This is a genomic window from Rhizobium arsenicireducens, from assembly GCF_964021225.1.
In genome coordinates, this window is record NZ_CAXHYK020000001.1 from 868,869 (window position 1) to 888,877 (window position 20,009).

The 20,009-nt window shown below is 62.4% G+C and carries 19 protein-coding genes, 1 tRNA gene and 1 pseudogene; 11 read left to right on the top strand and 10 right to left on the bottom strand.

Going from position 1 to position 20,009, the window contains the following annotated elements:
• Positions 1–68: 68 nt before the first annotated feature.
• From ACWPVA_RS04110 to ACWPVA_RS04120, 3 genes are all read left to right on the top strand, one after another.
• Complete coding sequence (locus ACWPVA_RS04110) at positions 69–1,358, top strand: adenylate/guanylate cyclase domain-containing protein (RefSeq protein ID WP_454286464.1); 1,290 nt, start codon at positions 69–71, stop codon at positions 1,356–1,358.
• A 437-nt stretch (positions 1,359–1,795) separates the two neighbouring features.
• Positions 1,796–3,850, top strand: coding sequence for an RNA polymerase sigma factor RpoD (gene rpoD, locus ACWPVA_RS04115; protein ID WP_454286465.1), 2,055 nt, complete (start codon positions 1,796–1,798; stop codon positions 3,848–3,850).
• Between the two features lie 195 nt (positions 3,851–4,045).
• Entirely contained in the window at positions 4,046–5,155 is a 1,110-nt protein-coding gene (locus ACWPVA_RS04120; protein ID WP_454286466.1) for a DUF930 domain-containing protein, read from the top strand.
• A 12-nt stretch (positions 5,156–5,167) separates the two neighbouring features.
• Here the strand turns inward: ACWPVA_RS04120 and ACWPVA_RS04125 are convergent, their stop codons facing one another.
• Both ACWPVA_RS04125 and ACWPVA_RS04130 read right to left on the bottom strand, forming a co-directional pair.
• Complete coding sequence (locus tag ACWPVA_RS04125) at positions 5,168–6,316, bottom strand: amidohydrolase (RefSeq protein ID WP_454286467.1); 1,149 nt, start codon at positions 6,314–6,316, stop codon at positions 5,168–5,170.
• Positions 6,317–6,393: 77 nt separating this feature from the next.
• Positions 6,394–6,999: a LysE/ArgO family amino acid transporter gene (locus ACWPVA_RS04130; protein ID WP_454286468.1), complete on the bottom strand. Its 606-nt coding sequence runs from the start codon at positions 6,997–6,999 to the stop codon at positions 6,394–6,396.
• Between the two features lie 92 nt (positions 7,000–7,091).
• Between ACWPVA_RS04130 and ACWPVA_RS04135 the strand changes: the two genes are divergently transcribed.
• Both ACWPVA_RS04135 and ACWPVA_RS04140 read left to right on the top strand, forming a co-directional pair.
• On the top strand, positions 7,092–7,985 hold the full coding sequence (locus ACWPVA_RS04135; RefSeq protein ID WP_454286469.1) for a LysR family transcriptional regulator ArgP: 894 nt from the start codon (positions 7,092–7,094) through the stop codon (positions 7,983–7,985).
• Between the two features lie 83 nt (positions 7,986–8,068).
• A complete protein-coding gene (locus ACWPVA_RS04140; RefSeq protein WP_454286470.1) occupies positions 8,069–8,443 on the top strand; it encodes a nuclear transport factor 2 family protein in 375 nt (124 codons plus the stop codon).
• A 23-nt stretch (positions 8,444–8,466) separates the two neighbouring features.
• Here ACWPVA_RS04140 and ACWPVA_RS04145 read toward each other — a convergent pair whose 3' ends face one another.
• On the bottom strand, positions 8,467–8,940 hold the full coding sequence (locus ACWPVA_RS04145) for a heme-degrading domain-containing protein (RefSeq protein ID WP_454286471.1): 474 nt from the start codon (positions 8,938–8,940) through the stop codon (positions 8,467–8,469).
• Between the two features lie 196 nt (positions 8,941–9,136).
• On the opposite strand from ACWPVA_RS04145, the gene ACWPVA_RS04150 reads away from it, so the two are divergent.
• A complete protein-coding gene (locus ACWPVA_RS04150) occupies positions 9,137–9,559 on the top strand; it encodes a secondary thiamine-phosphate synthase enzyme YjbQ (RefSeq protein WP_454286472.1) in 423 nt (140 codons plus the stop codon).
• Positions 9,560–9,721: 162 nt separating this feature from the next.
• A complete protein-coding gene (locus tag ACWPVA_RS04155) occupies positions 9,722–10,084 on the top strand; it encodes a hypothetical protein (RefSeq protein ID WP_454286473.1) in 363 nt (120 codons plus the stop codon).
• Positions 10,085–10,186: 102 nt separating this feature from the next.
• Here ACWPVA_RS04155 and ACWPVA_RS04160 read toward each other — a convergent pair whose 3' ends face one another.
• Positions 10,187–10,924, bottom strand: coding sequence for an SIMPL domain-containing protein (locus ACWPVA_RS04160; RefSeq protein WP_454286474.1), 738 nt, complete (start codon positions 10,922–10,924; stop codon positions 10,187–10,189).
• Positions 10,925–11,081: 157 nt separating this feature from the next.
• On the opposite strand from ACWPVA_RS04160, the gene ACWPVA_RS04165 reads away from it, so the two are divergent.
• A tRNA-Ile gene (locus ACWPVA_RS04165) sits at positions 11,082–11,157 on the top strand.
• Between the two features lie 47 nt (positions 11,158–11,204).
• On the opposite strand, the gene ACWPVA_RS04170 is transcribed toward ACWPVA_RS04165, so the two are convergent.
• The 3 genes from ACWPVA_RS04170 to ACWPVA_RS04180 all read right to left on the bottom strand — a co-directional run bounded on the left by ACWPVA_RS04170 (position 11,205) and on the right by ACWPVA_RS04180 (position 12,758).
• The gene (locus tag ACWPVA_RS04170) at positions 11,205–11,465 is read right to left on the bottom strand and encodes a hypothetical protein (RefSeq protein ID WP_454286475.1); all 261 of its coding nucleotides are present in this window, start codon (positions 11,463–11,465) and stop codon (positions 11,205–11,207) included.
• A gap of 116 nt (positions 11,466–11,581) precedes the next feature.
• Complete coding sequence (locus tag ACWPVA_RS04175) at positions 11,582–11,770, bottom strand: hypothetical protein (protein ID WP_454286476.1); 189 nt, start codon at positions 11,768–11,770, stop codon at positions 11,582–11,584.
• Between the two features lie 28 nt (positions 11,771–11,798).
• Positions 11,799–12,758 (bottom strand): homocysteine S-methyltransferase family protein, encoded by a 960-nt coding sequence (locus ACWPVA_RS04180; protein ID WP_454286477.1) that lies wholly within the window; start codon positions 12,756–12,758, stop codon positions 11,799–11,801.
• A 225-nt stretch (positions 12,759–12,983) separates the two neighbouring features.
• Here ACWPVA_RS04180 and ACWPVA_RS04185 point away from each other — a divergent pair, with 225 nt between their 5' ends.
• The 3 genes from ACWPVA_RS04185 to ACWPVA_RS04195 all read left to right on the top strand — a co-directional run bounded on the left by ACWPVA_RS04185 (position 12,984) and on the right by ACWPVA_RS04195 (position 16,731).
• Positions 12,984–13,604, top strand: a complete 621-nt coding sequence (locus ACWPVA_RS04185; protein WP_454286478.1) for a TetR/AcrR family transcriptional regulator — start codon at positions 12,984–12,986, stop codon at positions 13,602–13,604.
• Between the two features lie 250 nt (positions 13,605–13,854).
• Positions 13,855–16,188, top strand: a complete 2,334-nt coding sequence (locus ACWPVA_RS04190) for a heavy metal translocating P-type ATPase (RefSeq protein ID WP_454286479.1) — start codon at positions 13,855–13,857, stop codon at positions 16,186–16,188.
• Positions 16,189–16,251: 63 nt separating this feature from the next.
• Positions 16,252–16,731: a DUF411 domain-containing protein gene (locus ACWPVA_RS04195; protein ID WP_454286480.1), complete on the top strand. Its 480-nt coding sequence runs from the start codon at positions 16,252–16,254 to the stop codon at positions 16,729–16,731.
• Positions 16,732–16,979: 248 nt separating this feature from the next.
• Here the strand turns inward: ACWPVA_RS04195 and ACWPVA_RS04200 are convergent, their stop codons facing one another.
• The 3 genes and pseudogenes from ACWPVA_RS04200 to ACWPVA_RS04210 form a co-directional block, all read right to left on the bottom strand.
• On the bottom strand, positions 16,980–18,056 hold the full coding sequence (locus ACWPVA_RS04200; RefSeq protein WP_454286481.1) for an ABC transporter ATP-binding protein: 1,077 nt from the start codon (positions 18,054–18,056) through the stop codon (positions 16,980–16,982).
• A complete protein-coding gene (locus ACWPVA_RS04205) occupies positions 18,043–18,987 on the bottom strand; it encodes a carbohydrate kinase family protein (protein ID WP_454286482.1) in 945 nt (314 codons plus the stop codon). Before ACWPVA_RS04205 ends, ACWPVA_RS04200 begins: the two co-directional genes overlap by 14 nt.
• Positions 18,988–18,990: 3 nt before the next feature.
• A pseudogene (locus ACWPVA_RS04210) lies at positions 18,991–20,008 on the bottom strand (SIS domain-containing protein).
• Position 20,009: the final 1 nt, after the last annotated feature.

The following is a 20,009-nucleotide window of genomic DNA, read 5'->3' on the forward strand; positions in this document are numbered from 1 at the left end:
GATTAAGCAGTTGCCCTTGTCGGGCAGATGTTTCATGCAACAGTTCCAACTGCTTCCCGGAACAGATCGTGTCGACGCAGGAACTCGAAATCTCACTGCCGCGTGCCCGTCAGGCGGGTTCATCATGGCATCCGCGGTCCTTGCTGCGGATGGTGGCTGCGTGCGGGACGGAGGGATATCCGCCGCATGCCCGCCGCCGGATGGCGGTCACCAATGTCGGCTCGCTGCTCGCCAGCGTGATGTCCCTGCCTTATATCCTGCTCTATGCCCTCTATGATTTCGACGCTCTCTGGCCGGCGTTGCTGCTGCTGTCGCCGCAGATGGTCGTCTATGCGGCGACCCCGCTCTTCCATCGGTTCGGCTCGAGTGCCGCTGCCTTATACTTCTCTGCCATGTGGCTCGCTTTCGGCCTCGGCTATTGTTTTCTCTTCGGTCGCGAGTCCGGCTTGCATCTCTTCTTCCTGCCTGGAGTTGCGGCGACGATGCTGATCTTTGGCGCGGAGCGCCTGGCTGTTTCGGCCGTCGTTGCGGCATTCGCCCTGGCCGCTTTCCTCGTCACAGAAATATTCCTACCTGCCCCGGCCCGGTTCCTTGATGTCGATCCGGCCTTTCTCGATGTCCTGTTCTTTCTGACCGCGCCTCTGGTCTTCCTGCTGATCTTCACGACCGTCTTTTTCGCCTTTCAGGAGGCAAGCCGGGCAGAGGTGGCGCTAGAGAAAGAGCACCGGTTCTCCGAGCGCTTGCTGGAAGACATGTTGCCGCGCTCCGTCGCCCTGCGGCTCAAACATCGTGAAACCGCAACGGTCGCCGACAACATTAAATCTGCAACCATCCTCTTTGCCGATATCGTCAATTTCACTCCGCGAGCGGCCAAATGGCAACCGCAGGACGTAGTGACGTTTCTCAGCCGCGTGTTCAGCAGTTTCGATGATTTAGCGGCGGCTTATGGACTAGAGAAGATAAAGACGATCGGGGATGCCTATATGGTGGCTGGCGGACTGCCTGAGCCGCGTGCTGACCATGCCGAGAGCGTGGCGTCCATGGCGCTCGGCATCCTGGAATGCTGCCGGGAGATCTCGGCGCAATACGGCGAGACTGTCGAAGTGCGCATCGGCCTCGACAGTGGGCCGGTCGTTGCCGGCGTGATCGGGTCGAACAAGTTGCTCTACGACGTATGGGGCGATGCTGTGAACACTGCGGCGCGCATGGAGTCTCACGGAATTCCCGGCCGGATCCAGGTCGGAGATGATTTGAAAAGCATGCTCGACGACCGCTTCGATTTCGAACTGCGCGGCGAGATCGAGGTCAAGGGCAAAGGGCCCATGCGCGTCTGGTTCCTCAACGGCCGCAAATCGTGAGATCGCCGTGCTGTCTGCCGCGCACCATGCCAAGGCAGCAAAACCCATGGGCCGGACGCCATTGCAAGCGGCGCCCCTTGTTTCCGAAGCTTTCGGACCTACATCTGCCCACAGCGGTTTGCACAAGCACCAGCGTTAAGAATTTTCCCGTTTTCCCGGGCAATCGTACGGGAAGAGCTTGACGGCAGGGAAAATTGTGGGAATCACCAATACAGACACACAAGGGTGAAGTGGGTCCAGACGAATCTCTAGTACCATGACCGGTCATTCGGAAGAACGAGGACGTTGCGCGGCGGTGATGCAGTCCTTAGTTAATCGGGAATTAAGCACCATTCCGGTAGGTCATTGACAGAAATCGTAGCGGGCAGGGGCCTTCGGGCCACTCTCCGCTGTGCATCGTTCGGACAAGATCAGACGTCAGGAAAGCGACGAAATAGATGGCATCCAAAGTCAAAGAAAACGAAGAAGCAGACAGCGAACGCGACGGCGCCACCGATGGTCCGCTTCTCGACCTTTCCGATGACGCGGTCAAGAAGATGATCAAGGCCGCCAAGAAGCGCGGCTATGTCACCATGGACGAGCTGAACTCGGTCCTGCCTTCGGAGGAAGTGACCTCCGAGCAGATCGAGGACACCATGGCCATGCTGTCCGACATGGGCATCAATGTGATCGAGGACGAGGACGCCGAAGAGGCTGCTCCCGCCGAGGAAAGTGACGACGACAGCGACGGTGAGAGCGAGGGGGGCGAACTTGCGCCGTCGCGAGGCACCCAGCTTGCGACCGCCAAGAAGAAAGAGCCGACCGATCGCACGGACGATCCGGTGCGCATGTATCTGCGCGAAATGGGCTCGGTCGAGCTTCTGTCGCGCGAGGGCGAAATCGCCATCGCCAAGCGTATCGAGGCCGGCCGAGAGACGATGATCTCTGGTCTTTGCGAAAGCCCGCTGACCTTCCAGGCGCTGATTATCTGGCGCGACGAGCTCAACGAAGGCACGACGCTGCTGCGCGAGATCATCGATCTCGAAACCACCTATTCCGGTCCCGAGGCCAAGGCTGCCCCGCAGTTCCAGAGCCCGGAAAAGATCGAGGCCGACCGCAAGGCCGCCGAAGAGAAGGAAAAGACCCGGCGCGCCCGTGCACCGAGCGGCGACGAAGACATTACCAATGTCGGCGGCGATGGTGCTCCGCCGGAAGAAGAGGAAGAGGACGAGGACGAATCGAACCTGTCGCTCGCGGCCATGGAAGCGGAATTGCGCCCGCAGGTCATGGAGACCCTCGACACGATCGCTGACACCTACAAGAAGCTCCGGAAGCTGCAGGATCAGCAGGTCGAGGCCCGCCTTGCCTGTGCCGGCACGCTGTCGTCGGGACAGGAGCGCCGCTACAAGGAGCTCAAGGACCAGCTGATCACGGCAGTCAAGTCGCTGTCGCTTAACCAGAACCGCATCGACAGCCTCGTCGAGCAGCTCTACGACATCAACAAGCGCCTCGTGCAGAACGAAGGCCGCCTGTTGCGACTCGCTGAATCCTACGGCGTCAAGCGCGATAGCTTCCTCGAGCAGTACCAAGGTGCGGAGCTCGATCCGAACTGGATGAAGTCGATCGGCAATCTTTCGGCCCGCGGCTGGAAGGATTTCGCCCGCGAGGAAAACCAGACGATCCGCGACATCCGCGCCGAGATCCAGAATCTCGCGACCGAGACCGGCATTTCGGTGACGGAATTCCGCCGCATCGTGCACATGGTGCAGAAGGGCGAGCGTGAAGCGCGCATCGCCAAGAAGGAGATGGTCGAGGCCAACCTGCGTCTCGTCATCTCGATCGCCAAGAAGTACACGAACCGCGGCCTGCAGTTTCTCGACCTTATTCAGGAAGGCAATATCGGCCTGATGAAGGCGGTCGACAAGTTCGAGTATCGCCGCGGCTACAAGTTCTCGACCTATGCGACCTGGTGGATCCGTCAGGCGATCACCCGCTCGATCGCCGACCAGGCCCGCACGATCCGCATTCCGGTGCACATGATCGAGACGATCAACAAGATTGTCCGCACATCGCGCCAGATGCTGCACGAGATCGGCCGCGAGCCGACGCCGGAAGAACTGGCCGAGAAGCTCGCCATGCCGCTCGAAAAGGTCCGCAAGGTCCTGAAGATCGCCAAGGAGCCGATCTCGCTCGAAACCCCGGTCGGCGACGAGGAGGATTCACATCTCGGCGATTTCATCGAGGACAAGAACGCGCTTCTGCCGATCGACGCGGCCATCCAGGCGAACCTGCGCGAAACCACGACCCGCGTTCTCGCCTCGCTCACGCCTCGTGAGGAACGCGTGCTGCGCATGCGCTTCGGCATCGGCATGAACACCGACCATACGCTCGAAGAAGTTGGCCAGCAGTTCTCGGTCACCCGCGAACGTATCCGCCAGATCGAAGCCAAGGCGTTGCGCAAGTTGAAGCACCCGAGCCGTTCGCGCAAGCTGCGGAGCTTCCTGGATAGCTGAGGCGGGCTACGAACCTCACGAAAGAGAGCACCCGGCCGGAGCGATCCTGCCGGGTTTTCTTTGGCCGATCAGGAGCAAGGGTGCGACGATCTCGCCCTGTGTCCTTGATGCCGCCCCCTTTGGGGGCCACATCAGCCGGGACTTGAGAAGGAACTGTTGATCGGCATGGGAAAGACATGGACGAGGTGTTGGGGAATGCTGCGTGGGGGGCTTGCCGCCTCCGTGCTGCTGCACCTTCTCATCGTTGCAGTGTTGTTCGTTCGAATGCCGGTTCAGAATTCCCAGCCAGAGCCGGAAGAAAGCGTGGCAGTCGAGATCGTGCCACCACCGGAGGAGGAGGAGACGTCGGAGGAGGAGGCGCCGGAACCGCAGCCGCAGCCGGAGGAAGAGGCAGAACTCGTGCCAGAGCCCGAGCCACCGAAAGCGGAGCAAGCAGAAGTCGCGCCTCCGCCGCCCCCACCTTCTCTGGAGAGTGTGCCGACGCCGCCCGAGCGGCCTGTCGAGCAGCCGCCTGTCGAGGCAGCCGGACAGCAGGTGCCGCCCATGCCCATGCTCCGTCCCGTGTTCGAATTCGGTGAGAAGGACAGCGGCCCGCGGGAGGATACCAGCGGCAACGCCGCGCAGGAGGGGGCCAAGGTTGGCGATGTGCCGCCCGAAGAGCCCGAGACGCCGGCTGAAGCATCCAATTCTTCGCTGCCAGAGGATGAGAACGCCGCCGAAGCCGATCAGCCGCCGGGCACGCCGCCGCCGGACGACATCGCTTTGCCACAGGTCGATACCGGAACGCCTGGCGCCGATGCTGACGGGGAAAAACCTGCGGACCAGCCGAGCGAGACGATGGTGAACCTAGCTCCGGAGCCGCCCGCTGAAAATCCCGAGCAGCCGGCGGATACCCCGGACGCCCCCGCCACAACTGCAGCTGAGGTTGCCGAGACCGTTGTCGAACTCGACGAGGTGAAAACGCTCTATTCGACCAATATCACCGGCGATGCAGCAGCCGTCACGGCGATGAACGACATTCCGCGCCCCGATCGGGCCGATCAGCTGTGCGTCACCGAACTGCGCGAGCAGTTGCGCAATGGGACGCCTGCCTATTGGCCCGAACTCCTGCCGTCCTTCCGCCTCCAGGACGGCGATGTACTCGCAGTCAACAAGGCGGCTTTTCGCGCCAATGGACAGTGGTTCGACCTGCGATTCCGCTGCGAGATCAATCCGGATGCCACCCGCGTGCTGTCATTCGGCTTCGAGGTCGGCAAGCCGATCCCGAAGAGCGAGTGGAAGCGTTATGGGTTTCCGGACTTCTGAGGCGCTGGACGCCTAACCCAGCACGTTGCGCACCACCCGCATGAACACCCGCGCTCCGATGGCGATCAGATCGTCAGGAAAGTCATAGTCGGGATTGTGCAAGGCCGGATGGCGCTCGCCAGATCCGAGGAAGAACATGGCAGAGGGCGCGCAGGCGCGGAAGCGGCCGAAATCTTCCGACGCCCGCATCGGCAGGTCACCCGGGTCGTGGCTGATGCCTTCAGCATCGAGCGCGCGGGCGAGGTGGGCGACAGCTTCGGGGGCGTTCTCGCAATGCAGGAATATGTCATCGAAGGTGATCTCGAGATCGAGCTGCTCGGTCCTGGCGGCATCGCGGGCGAGTTCCTCGGCTTCGGCACAGAGTTCGGCCATCCGGTCATCGACGAGCGTGCGCAACGTCACCCAGATCTCGCCGTCGCCGGGGGCGATGCCGAAGGCGGGCGCGCCAAGCGAGGCATGGGTGACAGTCGCCAGCCGGAATCCGCGATCGGGTGGGGCGTTCGTTGAAAGCGCGGTCAGTGCGGGCATCAGCCTCGCCATGGTTGCCATCGGGGATCGGCCCGTTTCGGGCATGGAGGCGTGTGCCGTCTTGCCGGAAAGCCGGATCTTCATGCCGCGCGAGGCGCAATTGACCGGACCGTCCGTCAGGGCGACATGGCCGAGCGGCAGGCCCGGCAGGTTGTGCAGAGAAAAGGCGAAATCGGGGGTGATTTCGGCAAAGCGCGGATCGGCGATCACGGCAGCGGCGCCCGTGCCGTTCTCCTCCGCCGGCTGGAAAAGCAGCACGACGCGACCGCGCTTTGGCGCCTCGCGTGAAAGGCCCAGCCCGAGCGCCAGCAGGATGGTCGTATGCCCGTCATGGCCGCAGAGGTGGCCTTTGCCGGGTATTGCGGAGGCATAGCTCGCCCGGGTCTTTTCCTCTATCGGCAGGGCGTCGAGTTCGGAGCGGAAGAGAAGGGTGGGGCCGGGCTCGGAGCCCTCGAAGACTGCCGCTAAGCCGTGGCCGCCGAGTCCTGTCAGGACGTTGGCTGGCCTCATGGGGCCAAGAAAGGCTGCCACACGGCGCGCGGTCTCCTCTTCTTCACCGGAGATCTCCGGATGGCGGTGGAGGTCGTGACGGAAATCGATGAGATCGACCATGTCGTGATTGGTGAGGAACATCAGACGCATCCATTGCAAACAGCCATGTGGAACCTACACCGGTTGCGCGCAATCGCCCATCCTTGATCGATGTCCGGTCAGGTGTTCCACACGAGACTGACGGCGATCGTTCCCATCACCAGCGCGATCAGGCCGTCGAGCACCCGCCATGAGGCTGGGCGGGCGAAGAGCGGACGGAGATAGCGCGCGCCAAAACCGAGCGAGAAGAAGAAAAGGAAGGAGGCAGCCGTTGCTCCGAGACCGAAGGCCAGCCCCTCGCCGGGGTACTGGGTCGAGATCGCCCCGAGCAAGACCACCGTGTCGAGGTAGACATGCGGGTTGAGCCAGGTCAGTGCGAGACAGGTCAGAAGAGCGGCGGCAAGGCTCTCTTCGACCTCGCCTTCCGGCTTGAGCGCCGCATTGCCGGCCATCGCCGCGCGCAGGCTTCGAAGGCCGTAGTAGGCGAGAAAGGCCGCCCCGCCGTAGCGCATAAGCGGAGGGAGCCAGGGCAGGGCGCCAATGGCCTTTCCAAGCCCGCCGACGCCGGCCGCGATCAACGCCGCGTCCGACGCTGCGCAGGTGAGGCAGATGGAAAGCACATGGCTGCGCCGTAGACCCTGACGCAGCACGAAGGCGTTCTGTGCCCCAATGGCGACGATCAGGCTCAGGCCGAGGAAGAAACCGGCGGTAGAGGCAATCAGCATGGCAGGCTCCGTGACTGGAGGTTCCTTGACTAGCTGGGGTCTTGAGATTAGCAAAGCTAATAATTCTTTCACTGGATTAGAGATTTTAATCAATGCTCGACTATGCGCTTTTGGACGCGCTTGCCTCTGTGATCCGGACCGGAAGTTTCGAACGGGCCGCCCGCCAGATCGGGGTGACGCCGTCGGCAATCTCGCAGCGCATCCGACTGCTGGAGGAAAAAGTCGGCTCCGTGCTCGTTGTTCGGGGCCAGCCATGCCGGGCGACGGAGCCGGGGCTGCGGCTCGCGCGGCATGCGGAAGAGGTGACGCTTCTCGAACGCACGCTGGCCCGGGACATGGGGCAGGTGGAGTTCGGCGCACGGTCGCCGACCATCCGCGTCGCCGTCAATGCCGACAGTCTTGCAACCTGGTTCGTGCCCGCCATGGCGGCGCTACCTGATTGTCTGTTCAACCTGGTGCTCGATGATCAGGAGCACAGTGCCGAATGGCTGAGGCGCGGCGAGGTGCGGGCGGCGGTTAGCGGCTCGGACGTGCCGGTGCAGGGCTGCGACTGCCGTCCGCTCGGGCGGTTGCGCTATATCGCCACCGCCAGCCCGGATTTCATCCGCCGCTGGTTTCGAGGCGGCGTGACCGCCGAGGCGCTGGCTTGCGCGCCTTCGCTCACCTTCAATGCCAAGGACACGCTGCAGGCGCGCTGGATCGCGGCGAATATCGGCGACGGGATCGTGCCGCCCACCCATTGGCTGCCGTCGTCGCAGGCCTTCGTCGACGCGACGATCGCTGGGCTGGGTTGGGGGCTCAATCCGGATGCCCTGGTGGCCGAGGCCCTCGCCGCGGGAAAGCTCGTGCCGCTCAAGCCAGACAGTCCCTATGATGTCCCGCTTTACTGGCATTGGAGCCGGTCTGTGGCGTCCGCGCTCCGGCCGCTCAACCGCGCGGTGCTGGAAATTGGGCGCAGAATGCTGGTGCCGCCGGAAGCCCCTTGAGATCGGGCGGCGACTGCCCATCATTGCCGAAATGCCCGGCGCGCCCTAAGTCCTTCTTAGATTTCAGCAGGAGGATTTTGCCAATGCCGATCCGGCAACAGATGTCTGAGGCCATTGAGGCGCTCAATCAGCGCGACTTTGCCGCGATCGAAGCGCTTTTCGATGCCGAGGCGGTGCTCGATATGCCGGATGGTAAGCGCGTGATCGGCTTCGGCTCGTTGCGGGATACCCTGTCGGCCTTTCTCCTGCGCCACGATGCCCGCTTTGCCAACGGCGTCAGCATGATCGATGAAGCTGGATTGCGGGGCGCCTTCGACGGTACGATCGACGGGCGCGACCATAGCGGCGCCGCGTCGATGGAAAAAGGAAAGCGGTTTTCACTGCCTTGCGTCCTTGTTTTCGAGAGCGAAGACGAGCATTTGACCCGGCTCAGCATCTACATGTCGACCGCACTCTGATCGTCCAGCGCCCGGGAAAGGCGCTATTCGTCCGCCAGATAGTCCTCGAGCACGCGGATGATCATCCCATGGTCGTCCTCGGAGGCGAGACCCGAGACGGTAATGGCCGCAACGACGCCGGTACCGGTGACACGCACCGGAAAGCTGCCGCCGTGGCTCGCATAGTCGATTGGATCCAGGCCGAGTTCTACGCAGATTTCTCTGCCCTTCAGCCGGTAATTCTCGCCGACCCGCATGGACGACTTGTGGAAGCGCAGCGTGACATTGCTCTTGCGGCGCGCCCATTCGTCGTTGTCCGGCGTGGAGCCGGGCAGGGCGGCGTGAAAGAGCACGCGATCGGCGGTGCGGATATTGATCACCACCGGCAGATCACCGGAACGCGCGGCGCGCATCAGGTGCTCGCCGATCTCGATCGCGGTAATTTCGTCGAAAGCTCTGAACACCAGGGCGTCTTCCTGGCCTGCCAACGTGTCGAGCAGGTTTCGATCGTTCGTCATGTTCCTGATCCTCATCCTCGGTGCAACACAGCAAGTCTAGCGCCTGGCGTTCGCCGCGAAAAGGCCGCGCCGACGTTATGCAGGGGCAGCGGATAGGCGCGAGGCGATGTGGAAGGCACCTGACTTGACGTTCGCCGGGTGCGGGCCATATTCCGCCTTACGCCAAAGGTGAAAGCAGACGATGACGGAGGGGCGGATGGCCTTGCGACGGCTGATGATCAGGACCGAGGGCCAGGGGCTTTATGAGTTCACCCGCGAAACTGAGGCGTTCCTCGAGGAAGAGGATGCCGCCGAGGGGCTGCTTACAATCTTCGTGCGCCATACGTCCTGTTCCGTGCTGATCCAGGAGAATGCCGATCCCTCCGTCCAACGAGACCTGAGGGCCTTCTTCGCAAGGCTCGTACCGCCATCTTCCGATCCCGCCATGCACTGGATGGAACACCGCCAGGAGGGGCCGGATGACATGCCGGCACATATCAAGGCGGCCCTCACGCAGGTGTCGCTCGGCATTCCCTTTTCGGACGGGCGGTTGCTTCTGGGGGACTGGCAGGGACTCTATCTCTTCGAGCACCGTGACCGGCCGCATCGACGTGAAATCGTTCTGCATATTGCCGGCTGAGGTATCCGTTCCGGGATCGAGAACCGCCAAGTATTGCCCATGAACAGTTCCTGAATAAGCGGTTCGGTTCGCGTTCAGGGCGCCTCTGGCACTCTCTTCCCAATCGCTGATGAGAGCGGGAGTTTTACCCGGCCGAGACCGGGCAGCCAGAGGAGAGAACCCATGACCGGAATGCTTGCAAGACTGGGATTTGCCGCCCTCGTCACCTTCGCCACCACGATCGGCACCGTCGGCACAGCATCGACTGCCGCCGCCTCCGACATCGGCTGGGGCGTTTATATCGGGGGTGGCCCCGGCTACGAACGCGACCGTCACCGCCCCGGTTGGGGCCATGAGCCGCGCCGTCATCGCCCGCAGGGTTGCTCCCCGCGGCGCGCCGTGGAAGAAGCGCGCTGGAGCGGCCTGCGCCAGGCGCGGGTCGACAATGTCACGCCACGCCGCGTGGTTGTCGCCGGCTTCCGCCACGGCAAATTCGATCGCATGGTTTTCGCCAATGCGCGCGGCTGCCCGGTGATCCGCTACTAAGGGCGGTCGATATAAGAGCAGGCCCGCCATGCGGCGGGCCTGCTCGTTTGTGTTGTTCGGCAGGCCCGAGCGTTTGTCGCGCTGGATCGGGTTTCGCTGGGTCTACTGCGCGATGGCATAGGTGATGTTGACGGTCACCGTATATTCGTTTTCGCCGGAAGCGATCGGCGCCGCATCGGACATTTCCTTGGCCATGGCCGCACGATAGATCGGCTGCGGCATAGGACGGGCGAAGTTCTCGCTGATCTCGATCACGCGACCGAGCTTGACGCCGGCGGCCTCGGTCAGAATCTTTGCCTTGTCGATTGCTGCGGCCACCGCCTTCTTGCGGGCCTCGGCGATGGCTGCGTCGGGATTGTCGTTGGTGAAGCTTATGCCGCCGCCCTGGTTGACGCCGAGCTTTACCGCCGCGTCGATCAGTGCGCCGAGCTGTGTCAGATCGCGCACGCGAAGCGTCAGACCGTTGGTGACACGATAGCCGATGATGACCGGCGCCTCATATGCGCCATCGTCGGCTTTGTCCTGGCGATAGAGCGGGTCGACCGAGAAGTTTGAAGTCTGCATGTCGCGCTCGGCAATATTCTTCGCCTTGAGATCGGCGAACACCTCGGCCATGGCCTGGCTATTGGCCTTCAGCGCGGCCTCGGCGGTCTCGGCCTCGCGCACGACGCTCAAGGAGAGCACGGCCATGTCCGGCGCGATCGCTGCCTCGCCTTCGCCCGAGACGTTGATGGTTGCTTCGCGGATCTCCTGCTCTGCGGCGAGGGCGGGCAGTGGCAGGAAAAGAGCGCAGGAGAGGGTGGCGGCGAGGGCGAGCCTCGTGGTCTGCAAATGGTTCATCGTGATTCCTCGGATTGGCGTCCCTAACACTTGCCTTGATGACGGTTGATTGTGAAGCCATTGCGGCGGAGACTTGTCGCCTGTGGCGAATTGCTTTAGAGCGATCGCCTTAGGCGCGGGTGCCATTGCCCACGACCTGCGGCATCTTTGCCGTGATGGGCCTGTAGCTCAATGGTTAGAGCCGGCGGCTCATAACCGCTTGGTTGGGGGTTCGAGTCCCTCCGGGCCCACCATTTCCGTAAATCGTTGATTTTAAACAGGAATCGTTAGGGCGTTTCTTTCAACCTACACGGCGAAATACACGGCAGCGTACACGTTCGAGCCAGAATGAGAGGCTTGAAGTGTATTTATGGAAACGTGAAAACGGATTCACCTTCCAGCAAAGATTTCCCGCTAGCGTCAGATTTCGATTGGGGGAATCGCCGATCCGCGTGAATTCGGGGCCTCTTCCTGCCGCGGTGGTGAAGAAGTGGGCGATTATTTTGTCGGGTGCGGCCATGGCGGCAGCCGCAACGGCCGCCAGTCTGGTGGTCATGGTCATGTCAGTCTCTTTTCTGGTGTCTTGAGTTAGGGGCGACTGATGCGTCATCCATCCAGCCCAGCGGATGGTCGCATGCCGGTCGGCGCCGCCGGGCACCGACGCGGAATCTATGAACGTTACCGAAAGACGTCCCGGCTGATGATGCGGTCACGGGCCGGCAAGAGACCGATATCGCGCATCAGGTGGCCATCCAGTCCTTCCAATTCGATCAGGTCGAGGTCGGGCCGTTCGGGTCTGCCGCGTCCAAGCCAGCGGCCGATCAGGCGCCGCAATCTGCCGCGTCCGCGCATATGGATGATTGTCATGATCGTTTCCTTCTGTTGATGGCGCCCGTCAGGCGCTCAGTCGCATTTCCGGCAGGCAGGCCTCACAGATCGCCGCGACATGCCGGTGGTCGGTGCCGCAGCAGCCGCCAAGCACGCGTACATGCGGCATCTGCCGGGTGAGTTCGCGGTAGCGCCGCCCGAGATCGGCCGGATCGCCATCGTCCAGCGTCTCGGATTCGTCGAGTTCCGCATGGCTCATCCTCGAGGCGTTGGCCCGGATGCCGCCGATACGCTTCAGCCAGTCCTCGCCGCTGGCGACAACTTCCGCGAAATGGCTCGGATGGGCGCAATTGATCATGTAATAGTGCGGATAGTCTCCGGTCGCCGCGTCAACGGCCTCGATCGCTTGCCTCAGCGTCTGGCCGGTGATCAGATTGCCATCGGTCTCAACGGTGAACGAAATGGCGCAGGGCATGGCCAACCGCCGGGCGGCGCGGGCGATGCCGATTGCCTCCTCGACGTTCGTGAGCGTGAAGACCGTCACCATGTCGGCATCGGTGCCGGCGAAAGCCTCAATCTGCTCGGCATGATAAGCTTCGGCCTCGCCGGCCGTCATCCGCCCAGCCTTGTAGCCATCGCCGCGCGGACCGATGGCGCCGCTGATGACGATTGGTGCGCCGGGCTTCTGGTACAAGGCCCGAAGGTCCACCAACAGGTTGACGGCATCCTCGTTGACCGCTCGCAGTGCATCAGCGGAATAGCCAAGCTTGTCGCCCCAATCGGCGCTGGCACGCCAGGTCGGCGTATCGAGGACGAAGCCGGAGCCGTGGCGCGCGGCAATGTCGAGGTAACGCCGGTAGTAGTCCTCGGTCTGCTTGCGCCCCTCCGGCGTCGCAAGGAGCACGAACGAAGCAAAATGAGGAAGGTCGGCGCCTTCGTGGAAGATCAGCGTCGTCTCCATCCCACCATCGGTGAGGAACGCTCCGCCTTTGAGCTGTGGCAAGTCGTGTCTGTAGATTGTCGTCATGTTGTCCATCCCAGTTCAGTGGTTCTCTGGCCTCGCTTGGCCAGCGCTACGATGGGATTCTTGCCGTCTGGACTGTTTTGAAACTAGAAGACTTGCGGTATACTGTTAGACAAAATCAGTGTTACTCTTTGAAATCAGACATTTGCGAGCCAACTGAGCCAACAGGCGTGGGAATTCGATAAGCCAGCGCGCTTTGAAACCATACCCGCGGTACAGGAGCGCAAGATGCGCAAGGGCAAGGAAACGCGTGATCGCATCCTGGAGGTGGCCGAGGCCGCCGTTCTGGCGAAGGGCTTCGGCGCCACGTCGATCGAGGAACTGATCGTCGAGATCGGCATCACCAAGAGCGGCTTCTTCTACCATTTCAGGGACAAGAACGAACTCGCCAAGGCGCTGCTCAACCGCTACATCGATGCGGACGAGCGGATATTCGACGACATTTTCCGGCGCGCCGGGGAGTTGATGGACGATCCGCTGCAATCCTTCCTGCTGGGGCTGAAGCTCCTGGCGGAACTGCTTTCGGACCTGCCGAACGGCCATCCGGGCTGCCTGGTGGCGACCAGCTGCTACTACGAACGCCTGTTCGACCGCGAGATCCAGGACATAAACCGTCTGGCGGTGTTGCGTTGGCGGACACGATTTCGCGGCCTGATCCAGGAGATCATCGATGTTTACCCGCCGCGCGAGACCGTCGACGTCGACCGGCTCGCTGATATGGTCTCCACGGTGCTGGAAGGCGGCATCGTCATGTCGAAGGCATTGAAGGAGCCGGACACGCTGGCAAGCCAGTTGCTCGTGTTCAGGACATTCATCAAGCTTCTGTTCCAGCCCTCGCCGCAAAACTGAGCGCGGCATCGATAAGCTGACCTGCCGCCGCGCAAAGAAAACGGACCCTTTGTAGAGATTGTCGCGAGCTGAAGAGATTGAGTGGAGAGTACTGGCTCGGTTTGTCTGAACAGTTTCGGGCGTTTTGCTAAGTGGATTTCCGCCTCGATTATGCTGCCACCATCATCGATCATCGATCATCGATAATGTCTCTTGACCTTCCCATTGCGGGAAGCCCCAAGATGGATCCGAAAGTTGGAGGCGAAGCGATATGGAACAGCACCATAACCACACGGAAGCCGACATTCCGGATGGGGCCGACGCGGCGAAGGACCCGGTTTGCGGAATGACGGTTGCAGTCAAGCCCGACGGGCGTCGCGCGCAGTTCCAAGGCGAGACCTATCATTTCTGCTCCGACAGGTGCCAGACGGAGTTCGAAGCCGATCCATGGTTCTACGCCTCCGGTCGGGCGGCCGGGCACCAGAAACCCATTGCTGAGAACGTCCAGTATACCTGTCCGATGCACCCTGAGATCATACGCGACGCCCCGGGTTCCTGCCCAATCTGCGGCATGGCGCTGGAGCCGATGTTGCCCTCGGATGAACCCAGCGCGGAGCTGACCGACTTCACCCGCCGAATGTGGATCTCGGCTGCTGCGGCAGTGCCGCTCATCGTGCTGACGATGGGCGAACTGGTCGCCCTGCCGGTGCGCGACTGGATCGGGCATCAGGTCGCAGGCTATCTGGAGTTTGTCCTGGCGACGCCGATCATCCTGTGGGCTGCCTTGCCCTTCTTCAAGCGTGGCGGGGACTCGGTGGTGAACCGTTCTCCCAACATGTGGACGCTCATCAGCCTTGGCGTGGCAGCGGCCTATCTATATTCGCTGGTGGCGACCTTCCTGCCCGGGGTGTTTCCCGATGCCTATCGGATGGGCCACGGCGTCGGTACCTATTACGAGGCGGCGGTGGTGATCGTCGCGCTGGTTTTCGTGGGGCAGGTTCTCGAACTCCGCGCGCGCGAACGAACTGGCGATGCGATCCGGGCGCTACTGGATCTGGCGCCCAAGACCGCGCGGCGCATCCTGTCGGACGGATCCGAGTATGATGCGCCTCTGGAAAACATCATGGAAGGTGATCGCCTGCGGGTGCGACCCGGCGATGCGATCCCGGTCGACGGCAAGGTGATCGAGGGCCGATCGTCCCTCGATGAAAGCATGCTGACCGGCGAGTCGATGCCAGTGGAAAAGGGCCCCGGCGATGCGGTGACCGGGGCCACGATCAACAAGAACGGCTCTCTGGTGATGGAGGCTGGAAAGGTCGGGTCCGAGACGGTGCTGGCGCAGATCGTGGCGATGGTGTCGAACGCGCGCCGATCGCGCGCACCCATTCAGGGGCTGGCGGACAGGGTGTCGGCGGTGTTCGTGCCGACTGTGGTGGCCATCGCCATTGTCGCCTTCGTCGTCTGGCTGATCTTCGGCCCGGAGCCCGCGCTGGTCTTCGCCATCGCCTCGGCGGTTTCGGTGCTGATCATTGCCTGCCCTTGTGCGCTAGGTCTCGCGACACCCATCTCCATCACCACGGCGGCGGGACGTGGTGCGCAGGCTGGCGTGCTGATCAAGGACGCCGAAGCGCTGGAACGCATGGCGGCTGTCGATACGCTCATCGTTGACAAGACCGGGACGCTGACCATGGGCAAGCCGAAGCTGACGGATATCTTTACCCTGGTAGATTTGCCAGAGACGGACCTTCTGTCGCTTGCCGCAGCGTTGGAGCGCGGTTCGGAACACCCGCTCGCCGAAGCGATCGTTGAGGGAGCCGCAGGGCGGGGTGCCGAGCGTCAGGAGGCAGAGGATTTCGAGGCGGTCACTGGCAAGGGCGTGCGCGGCAGGATCGGCGGACGCGCGGTGGCGCTCGGCAATGCTGCGATGATGCGTGAGATGCATCTGGACACGGCGCAGGCCGAAGCAAGGGCCAATAGTTTGCGCGCGGAGGGAAAGACGGCGATGTTCATCGCCGTCGATGGTGCGCTTGCCGGCATCGTGGCGGTGGCCGACCCGATCAAGGAGTCGACGGCACAGGCGATCAGGGAACTTCACGGCCAGGGGCTGCGTGTCATCATGGCGACGGGCGATAACGAACGCACGGCGCAGGCGGTGGCGTTCAAGCTCGGGATCGACGAAGTGCGTGCGGGTGTCCTGCCTGAGGCCAAGAAAGACCTGATCGACCAGTTGCGTCGCGATGGCCATAAGATCGCGATGGCGGGCGACGGCGTGAACGACGCCCCCGCACTCGCCGCCGCCGATGTCGGTATTGCTATGGGAACAGGCGCGGATGTCGCAATGGAAAGCGCTGGGATTACGTTGTTGGGAGGCGATCTGATGGGTATCGTGCGAGCACGCAAGCTGGCTCGTGCGACCCTGCTTAACATCAAGCAGAACCTGTTTTTCGCCTTCGCCTACAATGCGCTTGGCGTCCCGATCGCAGCAGGGCTACTTTACCCCGTCACCGGCCTTTTGCTCTCGCCCATGATCGCGGCGGCGGCGATGAGCCTGTCCTCTGTCTCGGTGATTGCGAATGCCCTGAGGCTCAGGCGGGTCGATCTTTGACCACGACCATTGGCGCAAACTGCTGCGCAAACCAATGCAACATCCAACTTGGAAGGAAACCAGATGACCCAAGATAATCTCGCGCGCCGCGCGATCCTCATCGGCGCAACTGCGTTGTTGGCGGCATCGCCCCTGCGGGCGCTGGCGCAAGGCACCAAAACGGCCGTCCATGTGCTGAAGGACCCGGACTGTGGCTGCTGCTCGTCCTGGATTGAGATACTCGAAAACGACGGCTTCGCAGTTACGACAGAGCCCAGGGCCGGGGACCTGCTCATGCGTTATAAGCTGGACCACGGCATCCCGCAGGAGATGGCCTCTTGTCACACTGCGCGTGTCGAGGGCTATGTGATCGAAGGCCACGTTCCCGCGAGCGATATCCGTCGTCTGCTTGATCAACGCCCGGATGCCATCGGCCTCGCCGTACCCGGTATGCCTTACGGCTCGCCTGGTATGGGGCCGGAATCCGAGCGCGAAGCCTATGACGTATTCCTGATCAATGAGGATGGCAGTACGGCCGTCTTTACTCATTACTCCGCAGCGTGAGCGACCGGCAAGTCAAGATTCGCCGTGTGCCGCGATGCGGAAACCGAGTCTGGACGGGGCGTCGGTTCAATCCGATCGTGTCCCAGGGGGTGGTGGTGTTGACAGGGTGGCCATCAGTGTTTTCCGGTAGGATCGGTTTGTTCACCGGTCCCTACAGTCGTCCCATCCTCTGGCGATGAGGACAGTGGGAAAGTCGCCAAGCAGCGAACCTTCAGACCATTGCGAAGAGGACGGCCCTGCCGCAAGTGCTAGAGTGCCTGCTGGCTCTTCGGGTCGAAAACATGGAGCGCGTCCTCGTCGAAGGCAAAAAGGCGTTCGGATTCGTTGGTAATCGGGCTGTTGGGAGGAAGGCAGGCCGTGAGGCGCTGGTCGCCAACCTTGGCCATGACGACCAATTCCGGTCCGGTCATCTCCATGAGTTCTATGCGTGCCTTGATCCCGCGTCCTGGCGGTGTGCGATCGTCCAGTGCGAGCCTTTCGGGGCGGATGCCGATGCAGACGGGCTGGCCTTCCGCCAGGGATCCTTCGAGGCGGGATGGCATGGCGATCGTTTCCTCGCTACCACGCAGTTGCAACTGTCCGTTCGAAATGGTGGCATCCAGCAAATTCATCGGCGGCGCGCCGACAAAGCCGGCGACGTAGAGCGTTGCCGGGCGGTTGTAGATTTCTTCGGGTGTACCCATCTGTTCGATGCGGCCGGCGCGCATGACCGCGATGCGTGTGGCAAGCGTCATGGCTTCGATCTGGTCGTGGGTAACATAGACGACCGTGGTCTTCATCTTCTCGTGGAGCCGCTTCAGTTCCACGCGCATTTCCATGCGCAGTTTCGCATCGAGATTGGACAGCGGTTCGTCGAACAGAAAGATCCGCGGATTTCTCACCAGTGCCCTGCCGATCGCGACGCGCTGGCGCTGTCCGCCGGACAGTTCCGAAGGACGGCGATCGAGAAGGTCCTCGATCTGCAGCAGCGTGGCTGCATCGAGTATCGCCTTCTCTCGCTCCTTTTCCGGCACTTTGCGTATCTCCAGTCCGAAGCCGATATTCCGCGCAACCGACATGTTTGGATAGAGGGCGTAGGACTGGAAAACCATTGCGATGTCGCGGTTCTTGGGATGGACGCCAAGCACCGATCGACCGTCGATCAGCACATCTCCGCTGCTCGGCTCGGTCAGACCGGCGATGATGTTGAGCAAGGTCGACTTGCCGCAACCGGACGCTCCGAGCAAAACGAGAAACTCGCCGCTGTCGAGCGAGATGTTGATGCCTTTCAGCGTTTCGACTTGGCCGAAGCGTTTGCGGATGTCCCGGATTTCAAGGGCGCTCATCAATGGCCTCCAGCATGGAAATTGTGTCGGGGCCGCCATAGCGACGGGGCGCGGTGGAAATCGCTTGGGACGCCACGCGGGCGCCGTGCGACAGGCAGACGTCAAGTGCGTTGCCGGCGCAAAGGGCTGTGAGAAAGGCGGCATTGAACACATCGCCCGCTCCGATGGTATCGACGACTTTGACACGCGGCGTCTTGAACGACACAAGTGTGCCATCGGCATCTATCGCGATCACATCCTCGGCGCCGCGTTTGACCACGACGATTGCATCCGGCCGCATCAGGCTTTTCAGGCGGCGCGCCGCCTCGATCGGGTCGCTGCATCCGGCAACAGCGGTCGTTTCCACCTCGTTGAGCAGGGAGCAGCGGCTGCGTTTGAGCCAGCGGGTCGCAGCGGCGCGGTTTTTTTCTGTCCAGCCGTCGAGGGGCCAGCCGGTATCCAGCGCCACGTGGATCCCTTTCGCATCTGCCCAGTCAAAAAAGTCGTCATAGTCGTCGCGCAATGAATCCGTGAGAAAACTGCCGCAAAGCAGGGCATAGCCTCCACGCAGGCGTTCAACATCCAGCATGGTCTGCACTTGCGCGAAGCTGAGGAGCGGGAGGTGTCCTCGTGTCGTAAAGAACGTCCGCTCGCCGTTCGGATGGGTAATTCCCACACTAAGCGTTGTGCTGGCCGGTTCGACCGGCCAGTCCTTTGCCTGCTCGGCGAAGGCATCGCGCAACCAGAGCCCAAACTGGTCATTCCCGACACTCGCGGCTATCTGGAAATCGACCCCGAGTGCCGTCCAGGCCAAGGCCGTGTTACCGGCAGAGCCACCCACGCGTAGCTCGTCATGATCCACGATAACCTCGGTGCCGGCGGCCGGCCAGGGCTCGGTGGGGCCGAGAATAAGGTCGACATTGACATTGCCTATGACTGCAAGCGGACGCATTGGTCACTCGCTCCGTGTGATCTTGGTGGAGCGGACGGGCGTGCCGACATCGGCAACCCGGCTCGCCGCAAAGGCAACCATGAAACGTTGCGCGACAGGCAGGATGGCCAGGATTGCAGCCATTCCGCTCGCCTGCCCGAGGCCAATGGTCACGACATCGTCAGCCGGTGGATCGCCGGATGTGTCGAAAATCACAACGGGGGAGCCCGCTTCGAAAGCGGAGGCGGCCATCCCCGCCACCAGGGCTGCGGTTTCGTCGCGGGCGCGAAACAGGAGGACGCCGACCGAAGGCCCGAGCATTTCCATAGGTCCGTGGCGCAACTGGCCCCCCTCGAGCGAAAAGCAGGGCAGACGCGAGAAGCTCGGTCAGGCCGAGCGCAATCGCCTCGGCGACACCCTGAAGGCGCCGGCCGGAGGTGACAATGGTCATAACACCCGACATTGCGTCGAGGGCGGTGCCGATATCTGGAGCCTGTGGCGTGTTCAGGACGGCGAGGGCGGGCTGGGCATCTTGCCCGAGTGCCGCCAATATCGCCATGTGCATGGCGAATGTCACCGTCAGGCTCCGCGTTGCGGCGAAGGCCCGTTCGGTACCGCCAGCGCCAACCAGGCATGGGACTTTGCGGGCCAGCGATGAGCCCCCCTCCAGCGTGAGCCCGAAAGTATCCGGCTGCTCCCCGACCACGGCGAACCACCGCAGGACTTCGGCGCTTTCGCCGGATTGCGACGTCACGATGATTGTGCGACCGGCAATCGGCAGGGGTTGCCCCAGTTGCTCGGACAGCGGCAAGGCGATGGCGTCAATGCCGAGATCGCGATAGAGCGGCTCGACTGCGCGTCCGACGGCATGGGAGCCACCCATGCCGAGCAGCAGGAGCCGGCCAGTCCGTCGAAGGGACGCGGCGATGTTTTCGGCAAGCGGGGCTGCTGCCATGAACGTGGCGAGAGCATCCGCGTGCTGGTGCGCCATTTCGTTTTCGATGGCAATCAGTCCCGCTGGGCGGTTTGACATAGAGTTCATG

What these genes read in the sequence shown, in the direction of transcription:
- ACWPVA_RS04135 (WP_454286469.1), top strand. Translation starts at nt 7,092, where the DNA reads ATGCTCGACTATGCGCTTTTGGACGCGCTTGCCTCTGTGATCCGGACC.
- ACWPVA_RS04120 (WP_454286466.1), top strand. Translation starts at nt 4,046, where the DNA reads ATGCTGCGTGGGGGGCTTGCCGCCTCCGTGCTGCTGCACCTTCTCATC.
- ACWPVA_RS04160 (WP_454286474.1), bottom strand. Translation starts at nt 10,924, where the DNA reads ATGAACCATTTGCAGACCACGAGGCTCGCCCTCGCCGCCACCCTCTCC.
- ACWPVA_RS04150 (WP_454286472.1), top strand. Translation starts at nt 9,137, where the DNA reads ATGGCCTTGCGACGGCTGATGATCAGGACCGAGGGCCAGGGGCTTTAT.
- rpoD (WP_454286465.1), top strand. Translation starts at nt 1,796, where the DNA reads ATGGCATCCAAAGTCAAAGAAAACGAAGAAGCAGACAGCGAACGCGAC.
- ACWPVA_RS04200 (WP_454286481.1), bottom strand. Translation starts at nt 18,056, where the DNA reads ATGAGCGCCCTTGAAATCCGGGACATCCGCAAACGCTTCGGCCAAGTC.
- ACWPVA_RS04170 (WP_454286475.1), bottom strand. Translation starts at nt 11,465, where the DNA reads ATGACCATGACCACCAGACTGGCGGCCGTTGCGGCTGCCGCCATGGCC.
- ACWPVA_RS04195 (WP_454286480.1), top strand. Translation starts at nt 16,252, where the DNA reads ATGACCCAAGATAATCTCGCGCGCCGCGCGATCCTCATCGGCGCAACT.
- ACWPVA_RS04140 (WP_454286470.1), top strand. Translation starts at nt 8,069, where the DNA reads ATGCCGATCCGGCAACAGATGTCTGAGGCCATTGAGGCGCTCAATCAG.
- ACWPVA_RS04130 (WP_454286468.1), bottom strand. Translation starts at nt 6,999, where the DNA reads ATGCTGATTGCCTCTACCGCCGGTTTCTTCCTCGGCCTGAGCCTGATC.
- ACWPVA_RS04175 (WP_454286476.1), bottom strand. Translation starts at nt 11,770, where the DNA reads ATGACAATCATCCATATGCGCGGACGCGGCAGATTGCGGCGCCTGATC.
- ACWPVA_RS04185 (WP_454286478.1), top strand. Translation starts at nt 12,984, where the DNA reads ATGCGCAAGGGCAAGGAAACGCGTGATCGCATCCTGGAGGTGGCCGAG.
- ACWPVA_RS04190 (WP_454286479.1), top strand. Translation starts at nt 13,855, where the DNA reads ATGGAACAGCACCATAACCACACGGAAGCCGACATTCCGGATGGGGCC.
- ACWPVA_RS04155 (WP_454286473.1), top strand. Translation starts at nt 9,722, where the DNA reads ATGACCGGAATGCTTGCAAGACTGGGATTTGCCGCCCTCGTCACCTTC.
- ACWPVA_RS04180 (WP_454286477.1), bottom strand. Translation starts at nt 12,758, where the DNA reads ATGACGACAATCTACAGACACGACTTGCCACAGCTCAAAGGCGGAGCG.
- ACWPVA_RS04205 (WP_454286482.1), bottom strand. Translation starts at nt 18,987, where the DNA reads ATGCGTCCGCTTGCAGTCATAGGCAATGTCAATGTCGACCTTATTCTC.
- ACWPVA_RS04145 (WP_454286471.1), bottom strand. Translation starts at nt 8,940, where the DNA reads ATGACGAACGATCGAAACCTGCTCGACACGTTGGCAGGCCAGGAAGAC.
- ACWPVA_RS04125 (WP_454286467.1), bottom strand. Translation starts at nt 6,316, where the DNA reads ATGTTCCTCACCAATCACGACATGGTCGATCTCATCGATTTCCGTCAC.